We start from the raw sequence: 20,179 nt of genomic DNA on the forward strand, positions 1-20,179 counted from the left end.
GTCGCATGCAACAGGTCGGGGCGACGGGATGCGTACATGGATGATCGACCTCACGGCCTGCGTCATGGCTGGAGGATTGCTGTCCGGCTGCGCCTCGACGCAGATAGTCGCGCCGCAGATCGAGACCGTCGACCGTCCCGCCTTGAACACGGTCACGGAAGTCGATGTCGGCGAGGCGGCCGTCGAGGCAGGACGGCGGCGCAGCCTGCCGGGCCTGGCCCTGGCCAATGAGCTGACCTGGGGCGACGGCTTACTGAGGAAGCGCTTCACCATCTCGCCCGGCCAATTGACGGCGCGACTGAGCGACGAACGCCACACCTACTACGTCTCCGACCGGATGACGGCCCGCGATCCCCTGCTGGGGACCGCGCCCCATACCTCGGGCGGGCTATGCCGGGCCAATGACGGGTCAGGCCCGGTGCGCGGCTTCATCACGCCAGGCCTGTGCGTCCTGACCTGGAACACGACGCCCCAGGTGCGCGACATCCGCATCCAGGAGGTCGACGACGGATCGCGACGGCGCGAACTGATCTATCATGGCCGTGCCGACGGCAAGGTCCGCTTCCTCTATCGCGAGACGACGCACGATGGACCGGCTCAGACCCAGACGGTCGAATACGACCTGGATGAAGACGCGGTCATCGGCTTTCGCGGCGCGCGGCTAGAGGTGATGGATGCGGACAACACCCGCCTGCGTTATCGTCTTCTGTCCCCGTTCGAGGCGACGGCCGACTGAGCCTCAGACAGGATAGGTCTCGATAAAGCTGGGACGTTGCTCCAGCGCCGCCTGCAAGGCGACCAGGTTCGGGCGGCCCGTCTTCCAGTCGTAGTCCGGGTGGCGGAAGCTGATCCAGGTGACGGCGATCCCCGCCGTCAGCACGCCCATGTCCAGCGCCTCGGCGTCCGGGGCGGCGGCCTCCAGCGCGTCCAGGGCGCGGCCCATGTTGACGGTCCAGCGCTCAACCCACGACGGCGAGCGTTCCCGCTCGGGCCGACGCTTCTCCAGCACCAGTTTGACGCCCATCTCCAGCGCAGCGTTGGCCAGGGTCTCAAGCCGCTTGACCCGCAGACGCTCCGGCCCCTCGGTCGGCAGCAAACGCGGCCCGGCGCCGAACGCATCCAGATACTCGGCGATGACCGGGCTGTCGGTCAGCGGCAGGCCGTCCTCGGCGATCAGGGTCGGAACCTGCACCACAGGATTGTTCGACAGCAGTTCCGGCGCATTGCCGTAGGGATCGACGGCGATCTCCTCGATCCGGTCGGCCAGGCCCTTTTCACGGGCGACAATGCGAACCTTGCGCGCGAAAGGCGAGGGGGTGGTGATGTAGAGTTTCATTGTCCAGTCGTCTTCACTCGGCCGCCTTGCGGGCGGCGTCCAGCTCGGCGGCCTTGGCTTCGACCTGGGCGACGATCTCGTCGATCATGCCGTCGTTGGCCTGTTTGTGAGCGATCTTGCCGTTCAGATAGACCATGCCCGCCCCCTTGCCGCCGCCGGTGAAGCCGATGTCGGTATAGAGGGCCTCGCCCGGCCCGTTGACCACGCAGCCGATGATCGACAGCGACATGGCTGTCGAGACATGGGCCAAGCGCTCTTCCAGAATCGCCACCGTCTCGATGACGTTGAAGCCCTGACGCGCGCAGGACGGGCAGGCGATGATGTTCACCCCCCGGTGACGCAGGCCCAGGGACTTCAGGATGTCGAAGCCGACCTTGATCTCTTCGACCGGATCGGCGGCCAGCGAGACGCGGATGGTGTCGCCGATGCCGGACCACAGCATATTGCCCATGCCGATGGCCGACTTGATGGTGCCGGTGCGCAGCGGCCCCGCCTCGGTCACGCCCAGGTGCAGGGGGCAGTCGATGGCGTCGGCCAGCTGCTGATAGGCGGCCACCGTCAGGAAGGGGTCCGACGCCTTCACCGAGATCTTGAACTCGTGGAAGTCGAGATCCTGAAGGATGCGGGCGTGGTTCAGGGCGCTTTCGACCATCGCGTCGGGGCAAGGCTCGCCGTACTTCTCCAGCAGCTCCTTCTCCAGCGAGCCGGCGTTGACGCCGATGCGCATGGAACAGCCGTGGTCGCGGGCGGCCTGGACGACTTCCTTGACCCGGTCGATCGAGCCGATGTTGCCGGGGTTGATGCGCAGGCAGGCGGCGCCCGCCTGGGCCGCCTCGATGCCGCGCTTGTAGTGGAAGTGGATGTCGGCCACGAGCGGCACGCGGGCCTCGCGCGCGATGGTTTTAAAGGCCTCCGTCGATTCCACATCCGGGCAGGAGACGCGGACGATGTCGGCCCCGGCCTCCTCCAGCTGACGGATCTGGGCCAGGGTCGCCGCCGCGTCGGTCGTCGGCGTATTGGTCATCGACTGGACGCTGATCGGGGCGTCGCCGCCGACGGGAACGGAGCCGACCATGATCTGGCGGCTCTTGCGGCGCTCGATGTGGCGCCAGGGACGGATATGGCCGAGTTCGGAATGGTCGCTCATGACGCCGGGAACATAGGACAGGAAGAACGGCAAAACCACGACAGGCGGCGAAAGATCGCGCCTTCGCCCGCCAAAAGGTCAGCCGGCCGGGGGCGGGGCGGCGGACGGCGTCTGAGCGGCGGCGGGGGCCGTGACCGTCGGCGCCGCCGCAGCCGCCGCCGCGGCGGCCGCCTGGGCCGCGCGGGCGCGGGCCTCGACGGCGGCGGCGGCGCGGGCCTCGGACTCGCGCGCGGCGGCCTGTGCGCGGTTGTTCAGCGAGCCGAGCGGCGATTGCGGCGCGGGCAGCACGCCGCCGTGCTCGCCGTTCAGATAGACGTCGAAGGCCGCCGGATCGGGCGTGTCGATGGTGGCCGCCAGACCCGGCGGCGCGCGCCAGGCCTCGCCCGCCGCCAGTTGGCGCGCGAACAGGATGCGGCCGTCGCCCTGACGAATGACCAGGATGGCGGGCTTGCGCGCCTGCAGAATGACCTGGGAGGCCGTGGCCGAGGCACCGTAGATGGCGCCGCGCGGGTTGAAGGCGGCCTGCACCGGCGGCGCGGGCGGCGGGACGGCGTTGGGGTCGTCCGGGTCGATCCCCGTCAGCTGCGCCTCCAGCCCCGGCGTGATGTACATGGCCGGCGTCGTCTGGTCCGGCGGCGCCGCCTTGGGGGAGCCGAGGTAGAGGGCGCGGTCCCGTTGATGATCGGCCTGCTCGGCCCAGTCCTTGGGCACGGCGACCAGGTCGGAGGGGTGCGGCGCCTCGATGCGGTTGATGCGCTGGAAGACGTTCCAGCCGATCACCACCGCCAGAAAGACGCCGATGACGCCCAGGATCTTGGGCGAGTTCTGGCGCATCTGCTGCAAGGCGGCGCCCGTCGGCGGCTGCAGCGGCACGGCCGCATCGGGATATTCCTGCTTGAACCGCTCGACCGCGTTCAACTCGTCCAGGCCCAGGGCGCCGGCGTAGGCGCGCACATAGCCCATGGAGAAGATCCGCGACGGCAGGACGGCGTACTCGCCCTGCTCCAGCGCGGTCAGGAAACGCGGATGCACCCGCGTCTTGGTCGACAGTTCGGCCATGGACAGGCCCGACGCCAGGCGCGCGGCGCGCAAAGAGGCGCCCAGGGAATCGTCCAAGGGCTCCTCAGGCGCCGCTTCGGGCGTCGCCTCCGGGGTCTGATCCAGCGTCGCGTCGGCGTCGAAGTCGAACGCGGCTTGCCGATCCTGGTCCATAGGGTCGGGGTTCCGTCACGTCAGGCGCCCGTGCGCCCGTCATCCCCGCTTAGACGAGGCGAGAAGCGCGGGCAACGCGGGAAAGCGGCCCCGCTTGTTCAGACTTCGACGTTGAGCTTGCGCGCCAGGGACTCGATCTCGCCGCGCACCGACCCGGCCGACGAGCCCAGCAGGACGTTCATCCCCCGCCGCGCCGCGTTCAGATCGGCGGACAGGATCATGCGCTTGACCGGCCCCACCCCGCCCGCAGGCGCGGACAGGCGGTTGTAGCCCAAGGTGATCAGGGCGAAGGCTTCCAGCGGACGCCCCGCCAGCTCGCCGCAGACCGAGACCGGCGTGGCGCTGTCGGCGCACTTCTGCTGGATCTCGGCCAGGGCGCGCAGGAAGGGCGGCGACAGGGGGTCATAGCGATCCGACACGCGCGGGTTCGTCCGGTCGGCGGCGAACATATACTGCAGCAAGTCGTTGGTGCCGATCGAGACGAAATCGGTCAGCGGCAGCAGGGCGTCCAGGTGCCACAGCAGGCTAGGGCATTCGATCATGGCCCCGACGCGCAGCAGGGACGGCAGGGGCCGCCCTCGGCGCCGCGCCCAGTCGCATTCGACGTCGACCAGTTCGCGGGCGGCGCGGAACTCGTCCACCGTGGCGATCATGGGGAACATGACGCGCAGCTCGCGCCCGGCGGCGGCGCTGAGCAGGGCGCGCAACTGCATCCGCAGCAGGGCCGGACGATCCAGACCCAGGCGGATGGCCCGGCGGCCCAGCGCCGGATTCTCTTCGCGCTCATTGTCGAGATAGGGCAGCACCTTGTCGCCGCCGATATCGAGCGTGCGGAAGGTGACGGGCCGGTCGCCCGCCGCGTCCAGCACCAGCTTGTAGAGCGCCGCCTGGGCGTCCAGGCGCGGCAGCTCGTCCGAGACCATGAACTGGAACTCGGTGCGGAACAGGCCGATGCCCTCCGCCCCCGTGGCGTCCAGATTCTCCAGGTCCACCGCCAGGCCGGCGTTGGCCAGCAGCATGATGCGCTTGCCGTCCTTGGTGACGGCGGGGGTGTCGCGCAGCTGGTCGAACTCGGCGCGGCGCTGCTCGCGTACGGCCATGCGGCTCTCGACCGCCGCCAGCATGTCGGGACGGGGCCGCAAGTAGGCCTCGCCCGTCTCGCCGTCGACGATGACCTGATCGCCCTCGGTCAGGCGATCGCGCAGGCCCTGCAGGCGGCCGACGCAGGGAATCTGCAAGGCGCGGGCGACGATGGCCGCGTGGGCGGCGGCCGAGCCTTCCTCCAGCAGCAAGCCGCGCAGCTTGTGGCGCGGATATTCCAGCAGGTCCGCCGGTCCCAGGTTCTTGGCCACCAGGATGGCGTCGTCGGGCAGGTCGCGCTGGCCCGGATGATCGCCCGCCATCAGCCGCAGCAGGCGGTTGGCCAGATCCTCGAAGTCGTGCAGCCGTTCGCGGATATAGGGGTCGCGGGCGTTGGCGAAGCGGGCGCGGTGCTCGTTGCGGACGCGATCCACGGCGGCTTCTGCCGTCAGGCCGGAACGCACCGCCTCCTCCAGCGACCGGTTCCAGCCCCGGTCGTCGGCGAACATGCGATAGGTCTCCAGCACCTCATAGGGGGTGCCGCCCAGCTTGCCCTGGCTGCCTTCCAGCAAGGCGTCGATGCTGGTGCGCAGACGCTCCAGCGCCTCCTTGAGGCGCATCTCCTCGGCGGCGGGGTCGTCGGCCAGCAGCTGTTCCGGCGCGATCGGCGCCTCGTGCAGCACGGCCTGCCCGAACGACAGGCCCTCGGCGAACTTCTGCCCCTTCAGCCGCTCGGGCCGGTGGGGCGCGACCTCGACGTCGCGAAGCTCCTCCAGCGCCAGCAGCTCGCCCGAGGCCACCGTCTCGGCCAGGACCATGGCGATGGTCTGGATGTCCTCGACCTCTTCCTCGTCATAGCGACGGGCGGCGCGGTTCTGGACGACCAGGACGCCGATGGCCCGGCCGCCGCGCAGCAGGGGCGCGCCGAGGAAGGCGTGATAAGGATCTTCGCCCGTTTCCGGCCGATAGGAGAAGCTAGGGTGCGACTGGGCGTCCGACAGGCTGATCGGCGCGGCCGTGCGCGCCACCTCGCCGACCAGGCCCTCGCCGGGTCGCAGGCGGGTGTTGTGAACGGCCTCGGGGTTCAGACCCTCAGTGGCGAACAGCTCCAGCTCGCCCGAGGCGCGCCGCAGATAGATGGAGCAGACCTCGGCCACCATGGAGCGGGCGATGATCCGCACCACCATGTTCAGCCGGTCCTGCGCGGGCGCGCCGCCCCCGGCCCCGGCCAAAGCCTCGCGGATCTGGCGCAGCAGAAGGCGGGGCCCCCTCGCCGTCACTGCCACGCCCTTGACCATGCCTGCTCCCGCCTTGCCGCCCTGATCCGTTCCAGATAGGGCGGCGCTTCCGTTATCCTAGTCTTCCGCGTCCAGACCGTAGGCCGCGTGCAACGCCCGAACCGCCAGCTCGGCGTAATCCGAGTCGATCAGAACGCTGATCTTGATCTCGGAGGTCGAGATGGCCTGGAACTTCACGCCCTTGTCAGCCAGGGCGCGGAACATGGTCTGGGCCACGCCCGCGTGACTGCGCATGCCCACGCCGATCACCGAAACCTTAGCCACGTCGTCGTCAACCCGCAGCTCCTCGAAGCCGATGTCGGCCTTGGCGGCGGTCATCAGGTCGGCGGCGCGGCGCGCGTCGCGGCGGCCGGTCGTGAAGGTCAGGTTGACCGCGCCTTCGGTGCGGGCCTGGCTCTGCACGATCATGTCGACGTTGACCTCGGCCTCGGCCAGGCGGGTGAAGACGTCGGCCGGAGCATCCGTCCGGTCCGACAGGCCCAGCAGCGTGATCCGGGCTTCGTCCCGGCTCATGGTCACGCCGGAAACGATGCGCTTTTCCACGATCTCATCCTCGTCGCAAATCAGGGTGCCGGCGTGTTGCGGCAGGTTTCCGTTCTCATCCGGTTCGATGAAGCTGGACAGGACGCGCACCGGCACGCGCTTGTGCATGGCCAGCTCGACCGAGCGGGTCTGCAGCACCTTGGCGCCCAGCGACGCCATCTCCAGCATTTCTTCGTAGGACACCTTCTCCAGACGCCGGGCGCGGCTCTGGATGCGCGGGTCGGTCGTATAGACGCCGTCCACGTCGGTATAGATGTCGCAGGGCGCGCCCAGGGCCGCCGCCACCGCCACGGCCGAGGTGTCCGAACCGCCCCGGCCCAGGGTGGTGATGCGCCCGTCGCGGGTCACGCCCTGGAAGCCCGGCACGATGGCGATCTCACCCGCGTCGAGCGCGGCCCCCAGCGCGTCGCCGGGCACTTCTTCGATGCGGGCGCGGCCGTGGGCGTCGTCGGTCAGGATCGGAATCTGCCAGCCCATCCAACTGCGCGCCTTCAGGCCCATGTTGCGCAGGGTCAGGGCCAGCAGGCCCGACGTCACCTGCTCGCCCGAGGCGACCACCACGTCGTATTCGTCGTCCGACAGGACGCCGTCGCCGTACAGGCCCGGCGCCGCGCCGCCCACGCCGTCGGTCCAGGCGACCAGCTCATTGGTCTTGCCCGCCATGGCCGAGACGACCACGGCCACCTTCTTGCCCCTGGCGGCTTCGGCGGCGACGATGCGCGCCGCGCGACGGATGCGTTCCAGGTCGGCCATGGAGGTGCCGCCGAACTTCATCACCAACCGGTTCGTGTCGGCCCGCGTCATCCTGGCGTCTGATCCCCTGCTTGCATGGCGGGCGAAGGCGGTCCATGCCTCTGCCCATGCCCGCTTCTAACGACAGCCTCGATCCGCGCAAACCCCAAAGCGAAGAGGGTTTTTCACCCTTTGCTACCGATCGTGCCGAAGGGCCGAGCATCGACCCGGCCGACGTAGCGCGCTTTTCGGCCCAGGCGGCCGAGTGGTGGGATCCCAAAGGCCCCTTCGCCCCCCTGCACCGCTTCAATCCGGCGCGGCTGAAATTCGTGCGCGATCGGGTGGCCGAGCACTTTGATCGCGACGTGAAAGCGCGCGCGCCCTTCAACGGACTCAGCCTGATCGACATCGGCTGCGGCGGCGGCCTGATCGCCGAGCCGATGCGGCGCATGGGCTTTGAGGTCACGGCCATCGACGCCTCGTCCGAGAACATCGGCACCGCCCGCGCCCACGCCGATCAGGTCGGTCTGGACATCGCCTATCGCGCCGCCACGGTGGAGCAGATGGTCGAAGCGGGCGCCGGGCCGTTCGACGTGGTGCTGACGATGGAGGTCATCGAACACGTCGCCGATCCGGAAGCCTTCATCCGCGCCTGCTCGAAACTGATTAAGCCGGGCGGCCTGATGATCGTCGCTACCCTGAACCGCACGCTGAAGGGGCTGCTACTGGGCAAGGTGGCGGCGGAATATGTGCTGCGCTGGGTGCCCGCGGGCACCCACGACTGGCGCCAGTTCCTCAAGCCCGACGAACTGCGCGCCATGCTGGACGGCGAGCCCCTGACCGTCACCGGCCCCTATGGTCTGGCCTACGACCCGCTGAACGACCGCTGGAGCGAGGGCGACGACGTGGGCATCAACTACATGATGATGGCGACCCGCGACGCATGATCGGCCCGCGCCGCGTCGTCCTGACCGGCGGTCCCGGCTCGGGCAAGACGACGCTGCTGGAGGCGCTGGCGGCGGCGGGTCATGCGACCTCGCCTGAGGCCGGGCGCGCCATCATTCGCCGCCAGCAGGCGATCGACGGCGAGGCCCTGCCGTGGAAGGACCGGACCCTGTTCGCCGAACTGATGCTGGATCGCGAGCTTGAGGCCCACGCCCGCACAGAAGGCGCCGACGGGCCGGTCTTCTTCGATCGCGGCGTGCCGGACGTGGTCGGCTATCTGACGCTGTGCGGCCTGCCGGTCCCAGCCCATATGGAGCGCGCGGCGCAGGACATCCGCTATGACCGGCGCGTCTTCATCGCCCCGGTCTGGCCCGAGATTTTCGGTCAGGACGCCGAGCGCAAACAGGATCTGGACGAGGCCCGCCGCACCTTCGACGCCATGGCCGAGACCTATTCGCGCTTCGGCTATGAACTGATTGAACTTCCTAAGGCGCCCGTCGCCGAGCGCCTGGCCTTCGTGCTGAAGTCGCTTACAGCGGCCTGACCATATAGCGGGCGTCGTCGCCGTAGCTGGCCAGCTTCTCGGCCATGCCCGGCGGGTTCTGAACCTCAAAGCCGTTGCGCGCCCAGAAGCTTGATGCGTCATTGACCGCCACCAGGGCGACCGCCGGCCAGCCCGCCGCCTTGGCCTGCTCGGCCAGGCGCTCGACCACCGGCCGGGTGTGGCCGCCGCCGCGCGTGTCGGGGTGCAGGGCCAGGTCGTGCAGATAGACCACCTCGGCCTCGGCCGGGATGGCGTCGATCAGCACGTTCAGCGCCGGGGCGGCGTTCAGCACCCACGGATAGGCCACCAGATAGCCCATGACCGGCCCGTCCTCGGCGGCCAGCACGAAGCAGCCTTGGGGGTGCAGCTCCAGACGGTTGGCGAAGCAGGCGCGCTCTTCCGGATGATCGGGGAAGGACAGCTGGGCCACCGCGACCACGCCGTCGAGGTCGTCCGGCGTCATGGCCCGCCAGCTCAGTTCGGACAGCGGGCGTTCAGCTCCGCCCTGTTGAATCGCCATTGCACGCTCCGGTTCTCATCGTCGTCCGCCCCTTCGATCCGGGCGGTCAGCACATCCCCCGCGCGGTCATAGATGATGCGGTGCGGAAAGTCGTTGTCGGGATTGGCGAAAACCGCCCGCTGCGGGCCGCTGTCGATCAGGCGGAAGGGGGTGGCGGGCGCCCCGTCGGGCTGGGCGAAATAGGCCAGGCCGCCGTCCTTCAGGGGGGCGATGCGGGCGCTCTCGAAACCGCTGCGGCCATTGCGCACAGTCACCGAATGGCCCACGATCAACCCCGCGCGCGGGTCGCTCCAGGTCTCGGACGCCTCGCGCCCGTCGGAGCAGTCTAGCCAGTAGCCCGCCAGCCACGACAGGTCGGGCGCAGGCGCGGCGGTCTGCAACAGGGCGGCGGCCAGCAGGCTGGAAACGGACATGGGCTCTTCCTCTCCTCAAGGACGGAAGGAAGGTTACGCCGCCCTCAGGGCGCGGGCTTGTAGGAATGCGACGCCAGCCGCCGCGCCAGCTCCACCTGTTCACGCGCCCAGGCGGTGGCCGTGCAGCCCAGGAAACGGCGGAAGTCGCGCGCCATCTGCGGCTGGTCGAAATAACCGGCGGCCAGACCGGCCTCGAGCCAGGAGGCGGCGTCGGCGTCCTGGCCCATCGCGTGATCGAAGATGCGGCGGAAGCGGAAGACGGAGCGCAGAATGCGCGGCGCCACGCCGACGCGATCGCGGAACCGGCGCTGCAGGGCGCGGCGTTCGGCCGGGCTCAAAGGCGGCCCCTCAAGATCGCTCTCGGCGGCGGCGACCTGGGCGCGGACGGCGGGGTCGATGCGCCAGTCGCCCGCCCGGCGCTGTTCCTCCAGCCAGGCGCCCAGGGCGGCGGCCTGCCCCGCCGGGTCGCCCGGCGGCGCCGTGAAGCCGTCCAGCCGGGCCACGAGGTCCAGCCGCCGATCCGTCGCCTCGATCAGCGGGCGGCCGAGAAACGCCCGCGCGCCGTCCGGCTCGAACTTGGCGGCGACGATCTCAACCGGACCGACCGGACGGATGGCCATCGGCCGGGTCATCTGACCGGCGAAGATCACCGGCGGCTGCGGGCGGAAGACGCCGTCGGCGTCCTGTTCCTCATAGGGGGCCGCCAGATCGACCACCAGCTCGGGACAGCCGTCCGGAGCGATGCGCTGCACCCCGCCGCTGGGGCGGGGCGCGGCGTAGGTCCACAGCAGGCGCACGAAGGGGCGCAAGGCGTCGGGCGGGGCGAATTCCTCGTACCGCTCCCCCTCCCCCATCTGCGATCAGTTCGCCTTCTTGGGGTCGGGCGGCAGGCTGGGCAGGGGCGCGCAAGGCACGCCGTCGTCCTTCAGCTTCTTGACCTCGGCGGGGGTGGCTTCGCCGTAGATCTCGCGCTTCTCGCTGCGGCCTTCGTGGATGTCGCGGGCCTCGCGGGCGAAGGCGTCGCCGACGTAGTCGAAATTCTGTTCGACGTGGTCGCGCACCTCGCGCGCGGCCTGCATCATCATCGACTGCATCTGCTGCAGAGCTTCAGGTTTCAGGGCGTCGGGCGAGGTCTTCTTCGTGCCCGAAACGGCCGGGGCCATCACCTGCTTCCTCACCGCCGTCGAGCCGCAGAAAGGGCATTCCACCAGGCCGCGCGCCGCCTGGTCGTCATAGTCGGACGAAGAGCCGAACCAGGCCTCGAAGCCGTGGTCGCGGTCGCAGGAGAGGGCGTAACGGATCATAGGGGCAGGTCAAAATCGCGGTCGTGGCGCAGGGCGGGGACGCTGGCGCGCGCCTTCTCCACGGCCGAAAGGTCCAGCCGCGCGTGCAGCACGCCCGGTTCGTCGTGGTCGAGCCGGGCGATCACCTCGCCCCACGGCCCGACGACCAGGGAGCGGCCCCAGGTCTGACGGCCGTCCTCATGCGTCCCGCCCTGGGCCGGGGCCAGAATGAAGGCGCCCGTCTCGATGGCGCGGGCGCGCAGCAGGGTCTCCCAGTGCGCCTCGCCGGTCGGGCGGGTGAAGGCGGCGGGGACGGCGATCAGCGTCACGCCCGCCTGGGCCAGGGCGCGATGCAGATGCGGGAAACGCAGGTCGTAGCAGATGGTCAGGCCCAGGCCGCCCCAGGGGCTGTCGGCGACCACCGCCGCCTCGCCAGGCCGCACCGAGGCGCTTTCGCGATAGGTCTCGCCATTCGGCAGGTCGACGTCGAAGACGTGCAGCTTGTCATAGCGGGCCGTGATCGCCCCGCCGGGGTCGATCAGCAGGGACCGGTTGGCGGCGCGCGGGTCATCCGCCACGCCCGAGCGGACGATGGCCGAGCCGACCAACAGCCAGACGCCCAGTTCGGCGGCCAGGGCCTTGAGCCCGGCGACGGCGGCGTCGGCGCCTTCGTCCGACAGGGCGGCGTCGCGCAAGGCTCGGCGCTGTTCGAGGAAGTTGGTTCCCTCGGGCGTCAGGATCAGCTGCGCGCCCCCGGCCGCCGCCTGACGGATCAGGGGCGCGACATGCGCCAGCCCCGCGGCCGCCGTCGCCGGCGTCCGCGTCTGGATCAGCGCGATGTCGAGCGTGTCGGTCACTTAGGCCGCCAGCAGCGCGTCCAGCTCGCCCTTGCGGTCCAGGGCGTGGATGTCGTCCGAACCGCCGACGTGCTTTCCGTCGATGAATATCTGCGGGAAGGTGGCGGCGCCGCCCGAGCGTTCGACCATCTCGGCCTTCTTGGCCGGATCGTTGGAGGCGACGATCTCCGTATAGGCCGCGCCCTTGCGGTCCAGCAGGGCCATGGCGCGGATGCAGTAGGGGCAGCCGGGTTTGGTGTAGAGGACGACTTCGGCCAAGGGGGACTCCTGAAGGCGGATGGGAAGGTTCTCCGTTACTTAAGCGGTTCGCGCGCGTTTTTCACCCTCGCGATGACGGCCAGGTCCACGGCGCGGGCTCCAGCCTCGATCAAGACCCGCGCGCAAGCCTCGGCCGTGGCCCCCGTGGTCAGCACGTCGTCGATCAACAGCAACCGCCGCCCCTTGATCCGTCGCCGCCCCGCCTCGGTCACGGCGAAGGCCGTCTTGACGTTCAGCCGCCGCCCCCGCGCGGATTTTCCGCCCTGGCTGGCGGTCGGCAGCGGGCGGACCAGGGCGTCGGGCAGATAGTCGAGCCGCGCCGCGCGGGCCAGCGGTCGGGCGATCTCGGCCGCCTGATTGAACCGCCGCGACAGCAGGCGGGCGCGGTGCAGGGGCACGGGAACCACGGCGTCGGCCGTCTCGATCAGGGGGGCGGCCGAACGGCTGATCCAGCGCGCGAACAAGGGGGCGAACTGCTGCTGGTCGCCGTGCTTGAACTTGAGGATGATCCCGCGCGACGCCTCGTCATAGACGCAGGCCGCCCGCGCCCGGCCGAAGGCGTAAGGGCTGGCCGTGCAGGCCGCGCACCACTCGGCCGCGAAGTCGCCGCCGTCATACTCGAACGCCGCGCCGCAGCCGTCGCAGACCGGCGCCTCCAGAAAGACCACCCGGCTCCAGGCGTCGGGCGACAGGCCCGCGGACGCCGCCGCCTCGCGGCTGTCGTGAGCCACGGGCGGCAGCAGAATATCCAGCAGGCCCCGGCCCGCATCGCGCGCGCCGGATGCTAAAGGCCTCCCGACGCCTTTCAATCGACCTCTCCAGCCCCCATCCTGAACCGACATGAGCGCCCCCTCTCCCTCCTCCGGTCCCCCGATCATCTTCGACGCCGCGCGACGCGCCGCACGCCTGAGCCGCGCCGAGCGACGTTTCCCCGACGCCGACTTCCTGCACCTGCGCGCCGCAGACAATGCGGTGAACAGCCTCGAAGTGATCCTGCGCGAGTTTCAGGCGCCCGTCGACCTGTCGCCGCACCCCGGCGTCTTCGCTCGCGCCCTGGCCGACAGTCCGGCGCGCGAACGGGTGGCGCAGGTCCGCGCCGTCGGCTCGACCGCCGAGCGCGCCGCGCCGGGCGCGGGGCCGCTGGGGCTAGAAGACGGGTCGGCCGATCTGATCGTCAACCTGCTGGGCCTGCACTGGGCCAACGACCTGCCGGGCGCGCTGAGCCAGATCCGCCGCGCGCTGAAGCCCGACGGCCTGTTCGTCGCCAGCCTGTTCGGGGCGGCGACGCTGAAGGAACTGCGCGGGGTGCTGACCGAGGCCGAGTTGGAGGTCAACGGCGGAGCCCAGGCGCGCGTCTCGCCCTTCGCCGACGGCTTCGACGGGGCGGCCCTGCTGCAACGAGCCGGGTTCGCCCTGCCGGTGACGGACGTGGACCGCGTGACGGTGCGCTATGGCGATCCCTTCGCCCTGATGCGCGACCTGCGGGCGATGGGCGAGACCAATGTGCCGGCCGGGCCGATCCGACCGCTCAGCCGCGCCGTGCTGGCCCGCGCGGCCCAGCTCTACGCCGAGCGCCACGCCGAGGCGGATGGGCGCATCCCCGCCACCTTCGAGATGGTGCATCTGGCCGGATGGGCGCCGCACGACAGCCAGCAGAAACCCGCCAAGCGCGGCTCGGCCAAGACGCGTCTCGCCGATGCGCTGGGCGTCAGAGAGCAGACCGGCGAGGAAGACTGACCATCAACCTCCGGCAGCGAGCACGAACTGGCTGACCTTGCCGTAAACCGCCTCCATCCGACCGGAGAAGGCGCCAAGGGCGGCCAGGACGACCATGCCGATCAGACCGCAGATCAGGCCGTATTCGATGGCGGTGGCGCCGCCTTCGTCGCGGAGCAGCCGGTGGATGATACCCTTCACGCCCGGCCTCCCCTGTCGTCGGCTCGTCAGAGCAGATCGCGCAGCCAGGCGATCAGCGGTTCGTCGGCCGGAGGCATGGGATAAGCCGACAGCTTGTCCGGCTTCACCCAGGCCAGACCCGCGTGCTCGCGCGCCTCGACCACGCCGGACCAGCGCCGGCACAGGTAGAGTGGCATCAACAGGTGAAAGGATTCGTAAGCGTGACTGGTAAACACGAAGGGGGCCAGGCAGGCCTCCTTGACGTCGATGCCCAGTTCTTCCTTCAGCTCGCGGATCAGGGCGGCCTCGGGCCGCTCGCCCGGCTCGACCTTGCCGCCAGGGAATTCCCACAGGCCCGCCAACTGCTTGCCCTCGGGACGTTTGGCGATCAGCACGCGGCCGTCCGGGTCGATCAGGGCGACGGCGACGACCAGGACGGTGGGAACGGCGGGCGTCTCGCTCACGAACGGTAGTCCCCGTTGATCTCGATGTAGCGTTTGGTCAGATCGCAGGTCCAGACCGTGGCCGAGGCCCGGCCCGAGGCGACATGGACGGTGATGTCGATCTCGGCGTTCTTCATATAGGCGCTCATCACCGCCTCGTCGTAGGTCGGCGAGGGGGTACCGTCGACGGCGGCGACATGGGGGCCGAAGCGGATGGCCAGACGGTCGCGGTCGACCGCCTCCTCCGTCTTGCCCACGGCCATGACGATACGGCCCCAGTTGGCGTCCTCGCCCGCGATAGCGGTCTTGACCAGGGGGCTGTCGGCGATCGACTTGGCCAGCTTGCGGGCCGAGGCGGGGCTGGCGGCGCCGTCGACCGTCACCTTGACGAACTTGGTCGCGCCCTCGCCGTCCTTCACCAGCTGGTGGGCCAGGTCGAGCATGACGGCGTCCAGCGCCGCCGAGAATTCCTTCAGGCGACGGTCACCGACGCGGCCGATGCGCGGCGCGTCGGACGCGCCCGTGGCGAACAGCAGCGCCGTGTCGTTGGTCGAGGTGTCGCCGTCCACCGTCACGCTGTTGAAGGTGGTGCGGACGTGCAGGTTCAGCAGGGCCTTCAGCACCGGCGGGGCGATGTCGGCGTCGGTGACGATGAAGGCCAGCATGGTCGCCATGTCCGGCGCGATCATGCCCGAGCCCTTGGCGATGCCGGCGATGCGGACCTTGACGCCCTCGATCTCGCACTCGGCGTAGGAACCCTTGGGGAAGGTGTCCGTGGTCATGATGCCTAGACCAGCCTGCGCCCAGGCGTCGACCTTCAGACCGGCTTCGACCTCGGGCAGGCGGGCGGTGATCTTCTTGTCGTCCAGCACCACGCCGATGACGCCGGTCGAGGCCAGCATGACGTCGCGCTGGCGACAGTCGAAGCGCTTGGCGACCTCGGAGGCCGTGCGGCGCGCAGCGTCGGCGCCGGCCTTGCCGGTGAAGGCGTTGGCGCAGCCGGCGTTGACGACCAGGGCCTTGACCCCCTCGCCGCCCTTGTCCGCGTCCAGATGACGCTTACACCAGTCAACCGGCGCCGAGCCGACCTTGTGCCGGGTGAAGACGCCCGCGCAGGACGCGCCCTCGGGGAAGCGGAAGACCACAAGGTCGTCGCGCTCATGCTTGTAGAAGCCCGCGCGCGCCGTCGCGATCTCGACCCCGCCGATGGGCGGAATGGCCGGGAAAGGCACGGCCAGGGGCGAGATCATCAGACCAGGCTTGCCCGGTGCGGCGGCGACCGCCTGGGTGGCGGATTGCGTCGCCCGTTTCAGCGCCGAGGCCAGCGGGTCCAGCGCCTTCTCGATGGCGGTTTCGATCTTCTTGCCTGTCGAAGCGGACTTGGAGGGCGGCTGGCTCATGAGGCGTTTCCGGCGGGAGAAGCGGAGGTTTTCTGGGCCGCAGACGGAGCTGCTGACTCAACGGGGGCTGAAGGCGGAGCCGTCTTGGCCCCGTCCAGGGAGATTTCGACCTCGGCCTGGCCGCGTAGCTGTTCGAGCAGCTGGCGCACGCCTTCGTAGGTCAGGTAGCGCACGATCTGCGGCCGCGCCTGCTCCAGCGTCGGCGGGGTTTCGACGCGGCGGTCCTCGACCTTGAGCACGGCCCAGCCGGTCTCGGTCTGGATCGGACCGACGACCGCGCCCGGCGTCTGGCCTTGCAGGGCGGCGGCGTAGGGACCGGGCAGGACGTCCAGCGTCGAATAGCCCAGGTCGCCGCCGGAATAGCGGGTGGCGTCGTCGATCGAGCGTTGAGCGGCGACGGCCTCGAAGGCCGCCCCCTGGCCCAGGACGCCCAGGACGGCGTCGGCCTGTTCCTTGGTCGGCGCCAGAATCAGGCGCACCCGCACCTCTTCGGTCGCACGGGCCAGCCGCTGCTGCTCGGCGTAAAGACGTTCAACCGCCTGTTCGGACACGGCGCCGGACACCACCTTCTCGACCAGCATGTCGCCCAGGATGCGTTCGCGCACGGCCTGCAGGCGGCGCTGGGCGGCGGGACTGGAATCGAGGCCGCGGCGTTCAGCCTCGGCCGCCAGCAGCTTCTGGTCGACCACCTCGTCCATCACCCGACGAAACAGTTCGGACGAGGCGTCCAGGGGATCGTCCTCGCCGATCAACCCCTGCGCCACCGCCTCGCGGCGCACGTCCGAGGCCCAGACGGCGCGATCGTTGACCCTGGCCACCACCCGGTCGTTCTTTTCCGGGGCGGCTTCGTCGCCGCCGCGCCCGCAGGCGGCCACGCCCAGCGCCAAACCGGCGACGGCGACCAGAAACAGGCTGTGGAGGGGACGTCGCGCTCGCATCGGACGCTCCGGGCAAGGGTCTGTGGACAGGCCGTCGAAACGGACATTCGCGCCTGAAACACGCCGCCTTAAAAAGGCCCTCGCGTTGACAGGGATAAGGGCGGTGCTTAAGTCCCGCCTGCGCCCAAGTCGAGGGGTTTTCGATCGTCTGCGCGGCCCTTCGCGCGCCCTCATCTGCAGGGAAGGCCCGGGGCCGGCGTGATCGCGGCCCTCCGACCGGGTGAAACTGTCTTTCTCAGAGCCTTCAGCCGCTCGACCGCCTGACCCGGATCGCCCATGCTCGGCTTCGCCAAGAAATTTCTCGGTTCCTCCAACGACCGCAAGGTCAAGGCCTTCATGGGCCAGGTCCAGAAGATCAACGCTCTGGAATCCAAGTTCGAGGCCTTCTCGGACGACGAACTGCGCATGATGACGCAGACGTTCAAAGACCGCATCGAAGCCGGCGAAAGCCTGGACAAGCTGCAGAACGAGGCCTTCGCCGTGGTGCGCGAAGCCGCCAAGCGCGTGTTGGGCCAGCGTCAGTATGACGTGCAGATGGCCGGCGGCATGATCCTGCATGAAGGCGGCATCGCCGAGATGCGAACCGGCGAAGGCAAGACCCTGGTGGCCGTGGCCCCGGTCTATCTGAACGCCCTGGCGGGCAAGGGCGTCCACGTCGTCACCGTCAACGACTATCTGGCCCGCCGCGACGCGGAACAGATGGGCAAGGTCTATCGCTTCCTGGGCCTGGAGGTCGGCGTCATCGTCAACGGCCTGTCGCAGGGCCAGCGCCAGATGGCCTATCAGGCCGACATCACCTACGGCACCAACAACGAATTCGGCTTCGACTATCTGCGTGACAATCTGGTCTATGACCGTCGCGAGATGGTGCAGCGCAGCCACCACTTCGCCATCGTCGACGAAGTCGACTCCATCCTGATCGACGAAGCACGCACGCCTCTGATCATCTCGGGCCCGACAGAGGACCGCTCGGACCTCTACAAGATCGTCGACGCCCTGGTGAAGGAACTGGTCAAGGACAAGGACACCTACGATCTCGACGAGAAACAGCGCCAGGCCCTTCTGACCGAGCTGGGCTCGGAACGCATGGAGCAGATGCTTGAGCAGGGCGGCCATTTCGCCGAGGACACCGTCGACCTGTACGATCCGGCCAACGTCAGCCTGGTCCACCACGTCAATCAGGCCCTGCGCGCCAATACCCTGTATCAGCGCGACAAGGATTACATCATCAAGGACGGCGAGATCGTCCTGATCGACGAATTCACCGGCCGCATGATGACCGGCCGACGCCTGTCCGAAGGTCTTCACCAGGCCATCGAGGCCAAGGAAGACGTCAAGATCATGCCCGAGAACCAGACCCTGGCCTCGGTGACGATCCAGAACTATTTCCGTCTCTACGAAAAACTATCCGGCATGACCGGCACGGCCGCCACCGAAGCGCAGGAATTCCTCGACATCTACAAGATGGACGTCATGGAAGTGCCGACCAACCGTCCGATCCAGCGCAAGGATTACGACGACGAGGTCTATCGCACCTTCGCCGAGAAGAACCGCGCCATCGCCGGCGAAATCGCCGACTGCTACGTCCGCGGCCAGCCGATCCTGGTCGGCACGGTGTCGATCGAAAAGTCCGAAGAGCTGTCCGACGTGCTGAAGGACTACGACTATCAGGTCGAAGTTTCCCGCAAGGTGAAGCCCGAGTACGAGGGTCGTGAGAAGGAAGCCCAGAAGGTCGGCGACCTGGCCTATGACATCGAATACGTCACGGGACGCGGCATTCCACACAACGTCCTGAACGCACGCCAACACGAACAGGAAGCCTACATCGTCGCCGAGGCCGGCCTGCCTCACGCTGTGACCATCGCCACCAACATGGCCGGTCGCGGCACCGACATTCAGCTGGGCGGCAACCTGGACATGCGCGTCCAGCGCTGGATCCAGGAACAGCGCAACATGGCGATGGAAGTCCCGCCCGAGGCCCTGGCCGCCAAGGAAGAGGAATTCAAGGCCGAGATCGCCGTCGCCAAGGAAAAGGCCCTGGCCGCAGGCGGTTTGTTCGTTCTGGGCACGGAGCGCCACGAAAGCCGCCGTATCGACAACCAGTTGCGCGGCCGCACCGGCCGCCAGGGCGATCCCGGCACCTCGAAATTCTACCTGTCGTGTGAAGACGACCTGCTGCGCATCTTCGCCGGCGACCGTCTGGACGCCATCATGCGTCAGTTCGGCGTGGCCGAAGGCGAGGCCATCAGCCACCCGTGGCTGAACCGCGCCGTCGAAACCGCCCAGAAGCGCGTCGAAGCCCGCAACTATGATATGCGCAAGAACGTGCTGAAGTACGACGACGTCGTGAACGATCAGCGCAAGGCCGTGTTCGAACAACGCCAGGAGTTCATGGACTCCACGGACCTGTCGGACCTGGTCAACGACTTCCGCGCCGACGTGATCAACGACCTGGTCGAACGTTACATGCCGCCCAAGGCCTACGCCGAGCAGTGGGACATCGACGGCCTGGACGAGAAGGTCCGCTCGACCCTGGGCCTGGAACTGCCCCTGCATGACTGGGCCGCCGAGGAAGGCGTCTCCAACGAGGAGATCGAGGAGCGTATCACCACCGCCGCCGACGCCCGCGCCGCCGAGCGTCTGGAAATGATCGGCGCAGACCAGACCCGCGGCCTCGAAAAGCAGTTCATGCTGCAGATGATCGACATGCAGTGGCGCGAGCACCTGGTCCACCTGGACCACCTGCGCGGCGTCATCGGCCTGCGCGGCTACGGCCAGCGCGACCCGCTGAACGAATACAAGACCGAAGCCTTCAACCTGTTCGAGACGCTGCTGCACGACCTGCGCCACAACGTCACGCGCTGGTTGATGACCGTCGAGTTCCGCTTCGAGGCCCCGCCGGCGATGGAAATGCCCGAGTTCCAGGAAATCCACCTGAACCCCGGCACCGGCGAGAACGAGATGGCCAACCCGATGGCCCAGAACCCGGAAGGCATGCTGACCGGCGACGATCGTTCCAAGCTGCCGGTCGAAGCCCTGCCGCTCGGCTGGGAACGCACCAGCCGCAACGCCGACTGCCCCTGCGGCTCGGGCCGCAAGTTCAAGCACTGCCACGGTAGTCTTATTTGAGGCGCGCTGACGCGCGCGGCGCTACGCTCGCGACGCGGTCGCTCGCTGCTTGAGCCCCACAGTCTGAGTTGAGAGAGGCGGGTTCGCGAAAGCGACCCGCCTTTTTCTTTGGGCCGTCTCGCGCCATGGCGCCGCACCAGACACGCCGCTGCTCCACCCACGCCGTCATCCTCGAGCTTGACCCGAGGATCCAGCGCCGGGCGCC

General features: G+C 69.0%; 21 protein-coding genes. 5 read left to right on the forward strand and 16 right to left on the reverse strand.

The window, feature by feature from the left end:
* The first annotated feature begins 40 nt into the window (after positions 1–40).
* Positions 41–736 carry a hypothetical protein gene (locus AC3A3G_RS11745; RefSeq protein ID WP_200166250.1) on the forward strand — a complete coding sequence of 232 codons (696 nt, stop codon included), beginning with the start codon at positions 41–43 and terminating at the stop codon, positions 734–736.
* A gap of 3 nt (positions 737–739) precedes the next feature.
* Here AC3A3G_RS11745 and AC3A3G_RS11750 read toward each other — a convergent pair whose 3' ends face one another.
* From AC3A3G_RS11750 to AC3A3G_RS11770, 5 genes are all read right to left on the reverse strand, one after another.
* Positions 740–1,336 carry a glutathione S-transferase N-terminal domain-containing protein gene (locus AC3A3G_RS11750; RefSeq protein WP_200166248.1) on the reverse strand — a complete coding sequence of 199 codons (597 nt, stop codon included), beginning with the start codon at positions 1,334–1,336 and terminating at the stop codon, positions 740–742.
* 13 nt (positions 1,337–1,349) lie between these two features.
* The gene (gene ispG / locus AC3A3G_RS11755; protein ID WP_125900327.1) at positions 1,350–2,483 is read right to left on the reverse strand and encodes a flavodoxin-dependent (E)-4-hydroxy-3-methylbut-2-enyl-diphosphate synthase; all 1,134 of its coding nucleotides are present in this window, start codon (positions 2,481–2,483) and stop codon (positions 1,350–1,352) included.
* Positions 2,484–2,561: 78 nt separating this feature from the next.
* On the reverse strand, positions 2,562–3,695 hold the full coding sequence (locus AC3A3G_RS11760; protein WP_368923359.1) for a helix-turn-helix domain-containing protein: 1,134 nt from the start codon (positions 3,693–3,695) through the stop codon (positions 2,562–2,564).
* Between the two features lie 98 nt (positions 3,696–3,793).
* A complete protein-coding gene (gene ptsP, locus AC3A3G_RS11765) occupies positions 3,794–6,073 on the reverse strand; it encodes a phosphoenolpyruvate--protein phosphotransferase (protein ID WP_487488256.1) in 2,280 nt (759 codons plus the stop codon).
* Positions 6,074–6,130: 57 nt separating this feature from the next.
* Positions 6,131–7,420, reverse strand: a complete 1,290-nt coding sequence (locus AC3A3G_RS11770) for an aspartate kinase (RefSeq protein WP_125901950.1) — start codon at positions 7,418–7,420, stop codon at positions 6,131–6,133.
* Positions 7,421–7,464: 44 nt separating this feature from the next.
* On the opposite strand from AC3A3G_RS11770, the gene ubiG reads away from it, so the two are divergent.
* Positions 7,465–8,295 (forward strand): bifunctional 2-polyprenyl-6-hydroxyphenol methylase/3-demethylubiquinol 3-O-methyltransferase UbiG, encoded by an 831-nt coding sequence (ubiG, locus tag AC3A3G_RS11775; protein WP_234288719.1) that lies wholly within the window; start codon positions 7,465–7,467, stop codon positions 8,293–8,295.
* Complete coding sequence (locus AC3A3G_RS11780; RefSeq protein ID WP_487488257.1) at positions 8,292–8,837, forward strand: AAA family ATPase; 546 nt, start codon at positions 8,292–8,294, stop codon at positions 8,835–8,837. Before ubiG ends, AC3A3G_RS11780 begins: the two co-directional genes overlap by 4 nt.
* On the opposite strand, the gene AC3A3G_RS11785 is transcribed toward AC3A3G_RS11780, so the two are convergent.
* Genes AC3A3G_RS11785 through AC3A3G_RS11815 form a run of 7 tightly spaced genes read right to left on the reverse strand, consistent with a single transcriptional unit; the run spans position 8,824 to position 13,010 of the window.
* Entirely contained in the window at positions 8,824–9,357 is a 534-nt protein-coding gene (locus AC3A3G_RS11785) for a GNAT family N-acetyltransferase (RefSeq protein ID WP_234287864.1), read from the reverse strand. The genes AC3A3G_RS11780 and AC3A3G_RS11785 overlap by 14 nt on opposite strands.
* Positions 9,312–9,770 (reverse strand): DUF6265 family protein, encoded by a 459-nt coding sequence (locus AC3A3G_RS11790; RefSeq protein WP_200166235.1) that lies wholly within the window; start codon positions 9,768–9,770, stop codon positions 9,312–9,314. The genes AC3A3G_RS11785 and AC3A3G_RS11790 overlap by 46 nt, the downstream gene beginning before the upstream one ends.
* 44 nt (positions 9,771–9,814) lie before the next feature.
* Positions 9,815–10,624, reverse strand: a complete 810-nt coding sequence (locus tag AC3A3G_RS11795; RefSeq protein WP_200166233.1) for an AraC family transcriptional regulator — start codon at positions 10,622–10,624, stop codon at positions 9,815–9,817.
* A 6-nt stretch (positions 10,625–10,630) separates the two neighbouring features.
* The gene (locus AC3A3G_RS11800; RefSeq protein WP_200166231.1) at positions 10,631–11,074 is read right to left on the reverse strand and encodes a DUF1178 family protein; all 444 of its coding nucleotides are present in this window, start codon (positions 11,072–11,074) and stop codon (positions 10,631–10,633) included.
* Positions 11,071–11,910, reverse strand: a complete 840-nt coding sequence (locus AC3A3G_RS11805) for a carbon-nitrogen hydrolase family protein (protein ID WP_487488258.1) — start codon at positions 11,908–11,910, stop codon at positions 11,071–11,073. Before AC3A3G_RS11805 ends, AC3A3G_RS11800 begins: the two co-directional genes overlap by 4 nt.
* A complete protein-coding gene (gene grxC, locus AC3A3G_RS11810) occupies positions 11,911–12,168 on the reverse strand; it encodes a glutaredoxin 3 (RefSeq protein WP_003164178.1) in 258 nt (85 codons plus the stop codon). It abuts the gene before it with no gap.
* A 35-nt stretch (positions 12,169–12,203) separates the two neighbouring features.
* Positions 12,204–13,010 carry a ComFC family protein gene (locus tag AC3A3G_RS11815; protein WP_368923344.1) on the reverse strand — a complete coding sequence of 269 codons (807 nt, stop codon included), beginning with the start codon at positions 13,008–13,010 and terminating at the stop codon, positions 12,204–12,206.
* On the opposite strand from AC3A3G_RS11815, the gene AC3A3G_RS11820 reads away from it, so the two are divergent.
* Positions 13,009–13,905 carry a methyltransferase domain-containing protein gene (locus AC3A3G_RS11820; protein ID WP_200166225.1) on the forward strand — a complete coding sequence of 299 codons (897 nt, stop codon included), beginning with the start codon at positions 13,009–13,011 and terminating at the stop codon, positions 13,903–13,905. The genes AC3A3G_RS11815 and AC3A3G_RS11820 overlap by 2 nt on opposite strands.
* A gap of 3 nt (positions 13,906–13,908) precedes the next feature.
* On the opposite strand, the gene AC3A3G_RS11825 is transcribed toward AC3A3G_RS11820, so the two are convergent.
* The 4 genes from AC3A3G_RS11825 to AC3A3G_RS11840 are packed head-to-tail and all read right to left on the reverse strand — an operon-like array spanning position 13,909 to position 16,845.
* Entirely contained in the window at positions 13,909–14,085 is a 177-nt protein-coding gene (locus tag AC3A3G_RS11825; protein ID WP_487488259.1) for a Flp family type IVb pilin, read from the reverse strand.
* A 26-nt stretch (positions 14,086–14,111) separates the two neighbouring features.
* A complete protein-coding gene (locus AC3A3G_RS11830; RefSeq protein ID WP_087139129.1) occupies positions 14,112–14,528 on the reverse strand; it encodes a (deoxy)nucleoside triphosphate pyrophosphohydrolase in 417 nt (138 codons plus the stop codon).
* The gene (gene argJ, locus AC3A3G_RS11835; protein ID WP_487488260.1) at positions 14,525–15,907 is read right to left on the reverse strand and encodes a bifunctional glutamate N-acetyltransferase/amino-acid acetyltransferase ArgJ; all 1,383 of its coding nucleotides are present in this window, start codon (positions 15,905–15,907) and stop codon (positions 14,525–14,527) included. Before argJ ends, AC3A3G_RS11830 begins: the two co-directional genes overlap by 4 nt.
* Positions 15,904–16,845, reverse strand: coding sequence for a peptidylprolyl isomerase (locus AC3A3G_RS11840; protein WP_487488261.1), 942 nt, complete (start codon positions 16,843–16,845; stop codon positions 15,904–15,906). Before AC3A3G_RS11840 ends, argJ begins: the two co-directional genes overlap by 4 nt.
* Before the next feature lie 276 nt (positions 16,846–17,121).
* Between AC3A3G_RS11840 and secA the strand changes: the two genes are divergently transcribed.
* Positions 17,122–19,974, forward strand: a complete 2,853-nt coding sequence (gene secA, locus AC3A3G_RS11845; RefSeq protein WP_200166217.1) for a preprotein translocase subunit SecA — start codon at positions 17,122–17,124, stop codon at positions 19,972–19,974.
* Positions 19,975–20,179 lie beyond the last annotated feature (205 nt).

Source organism: Brevundimonas sp. Soil_N_31, assembly GCF_057655995.1.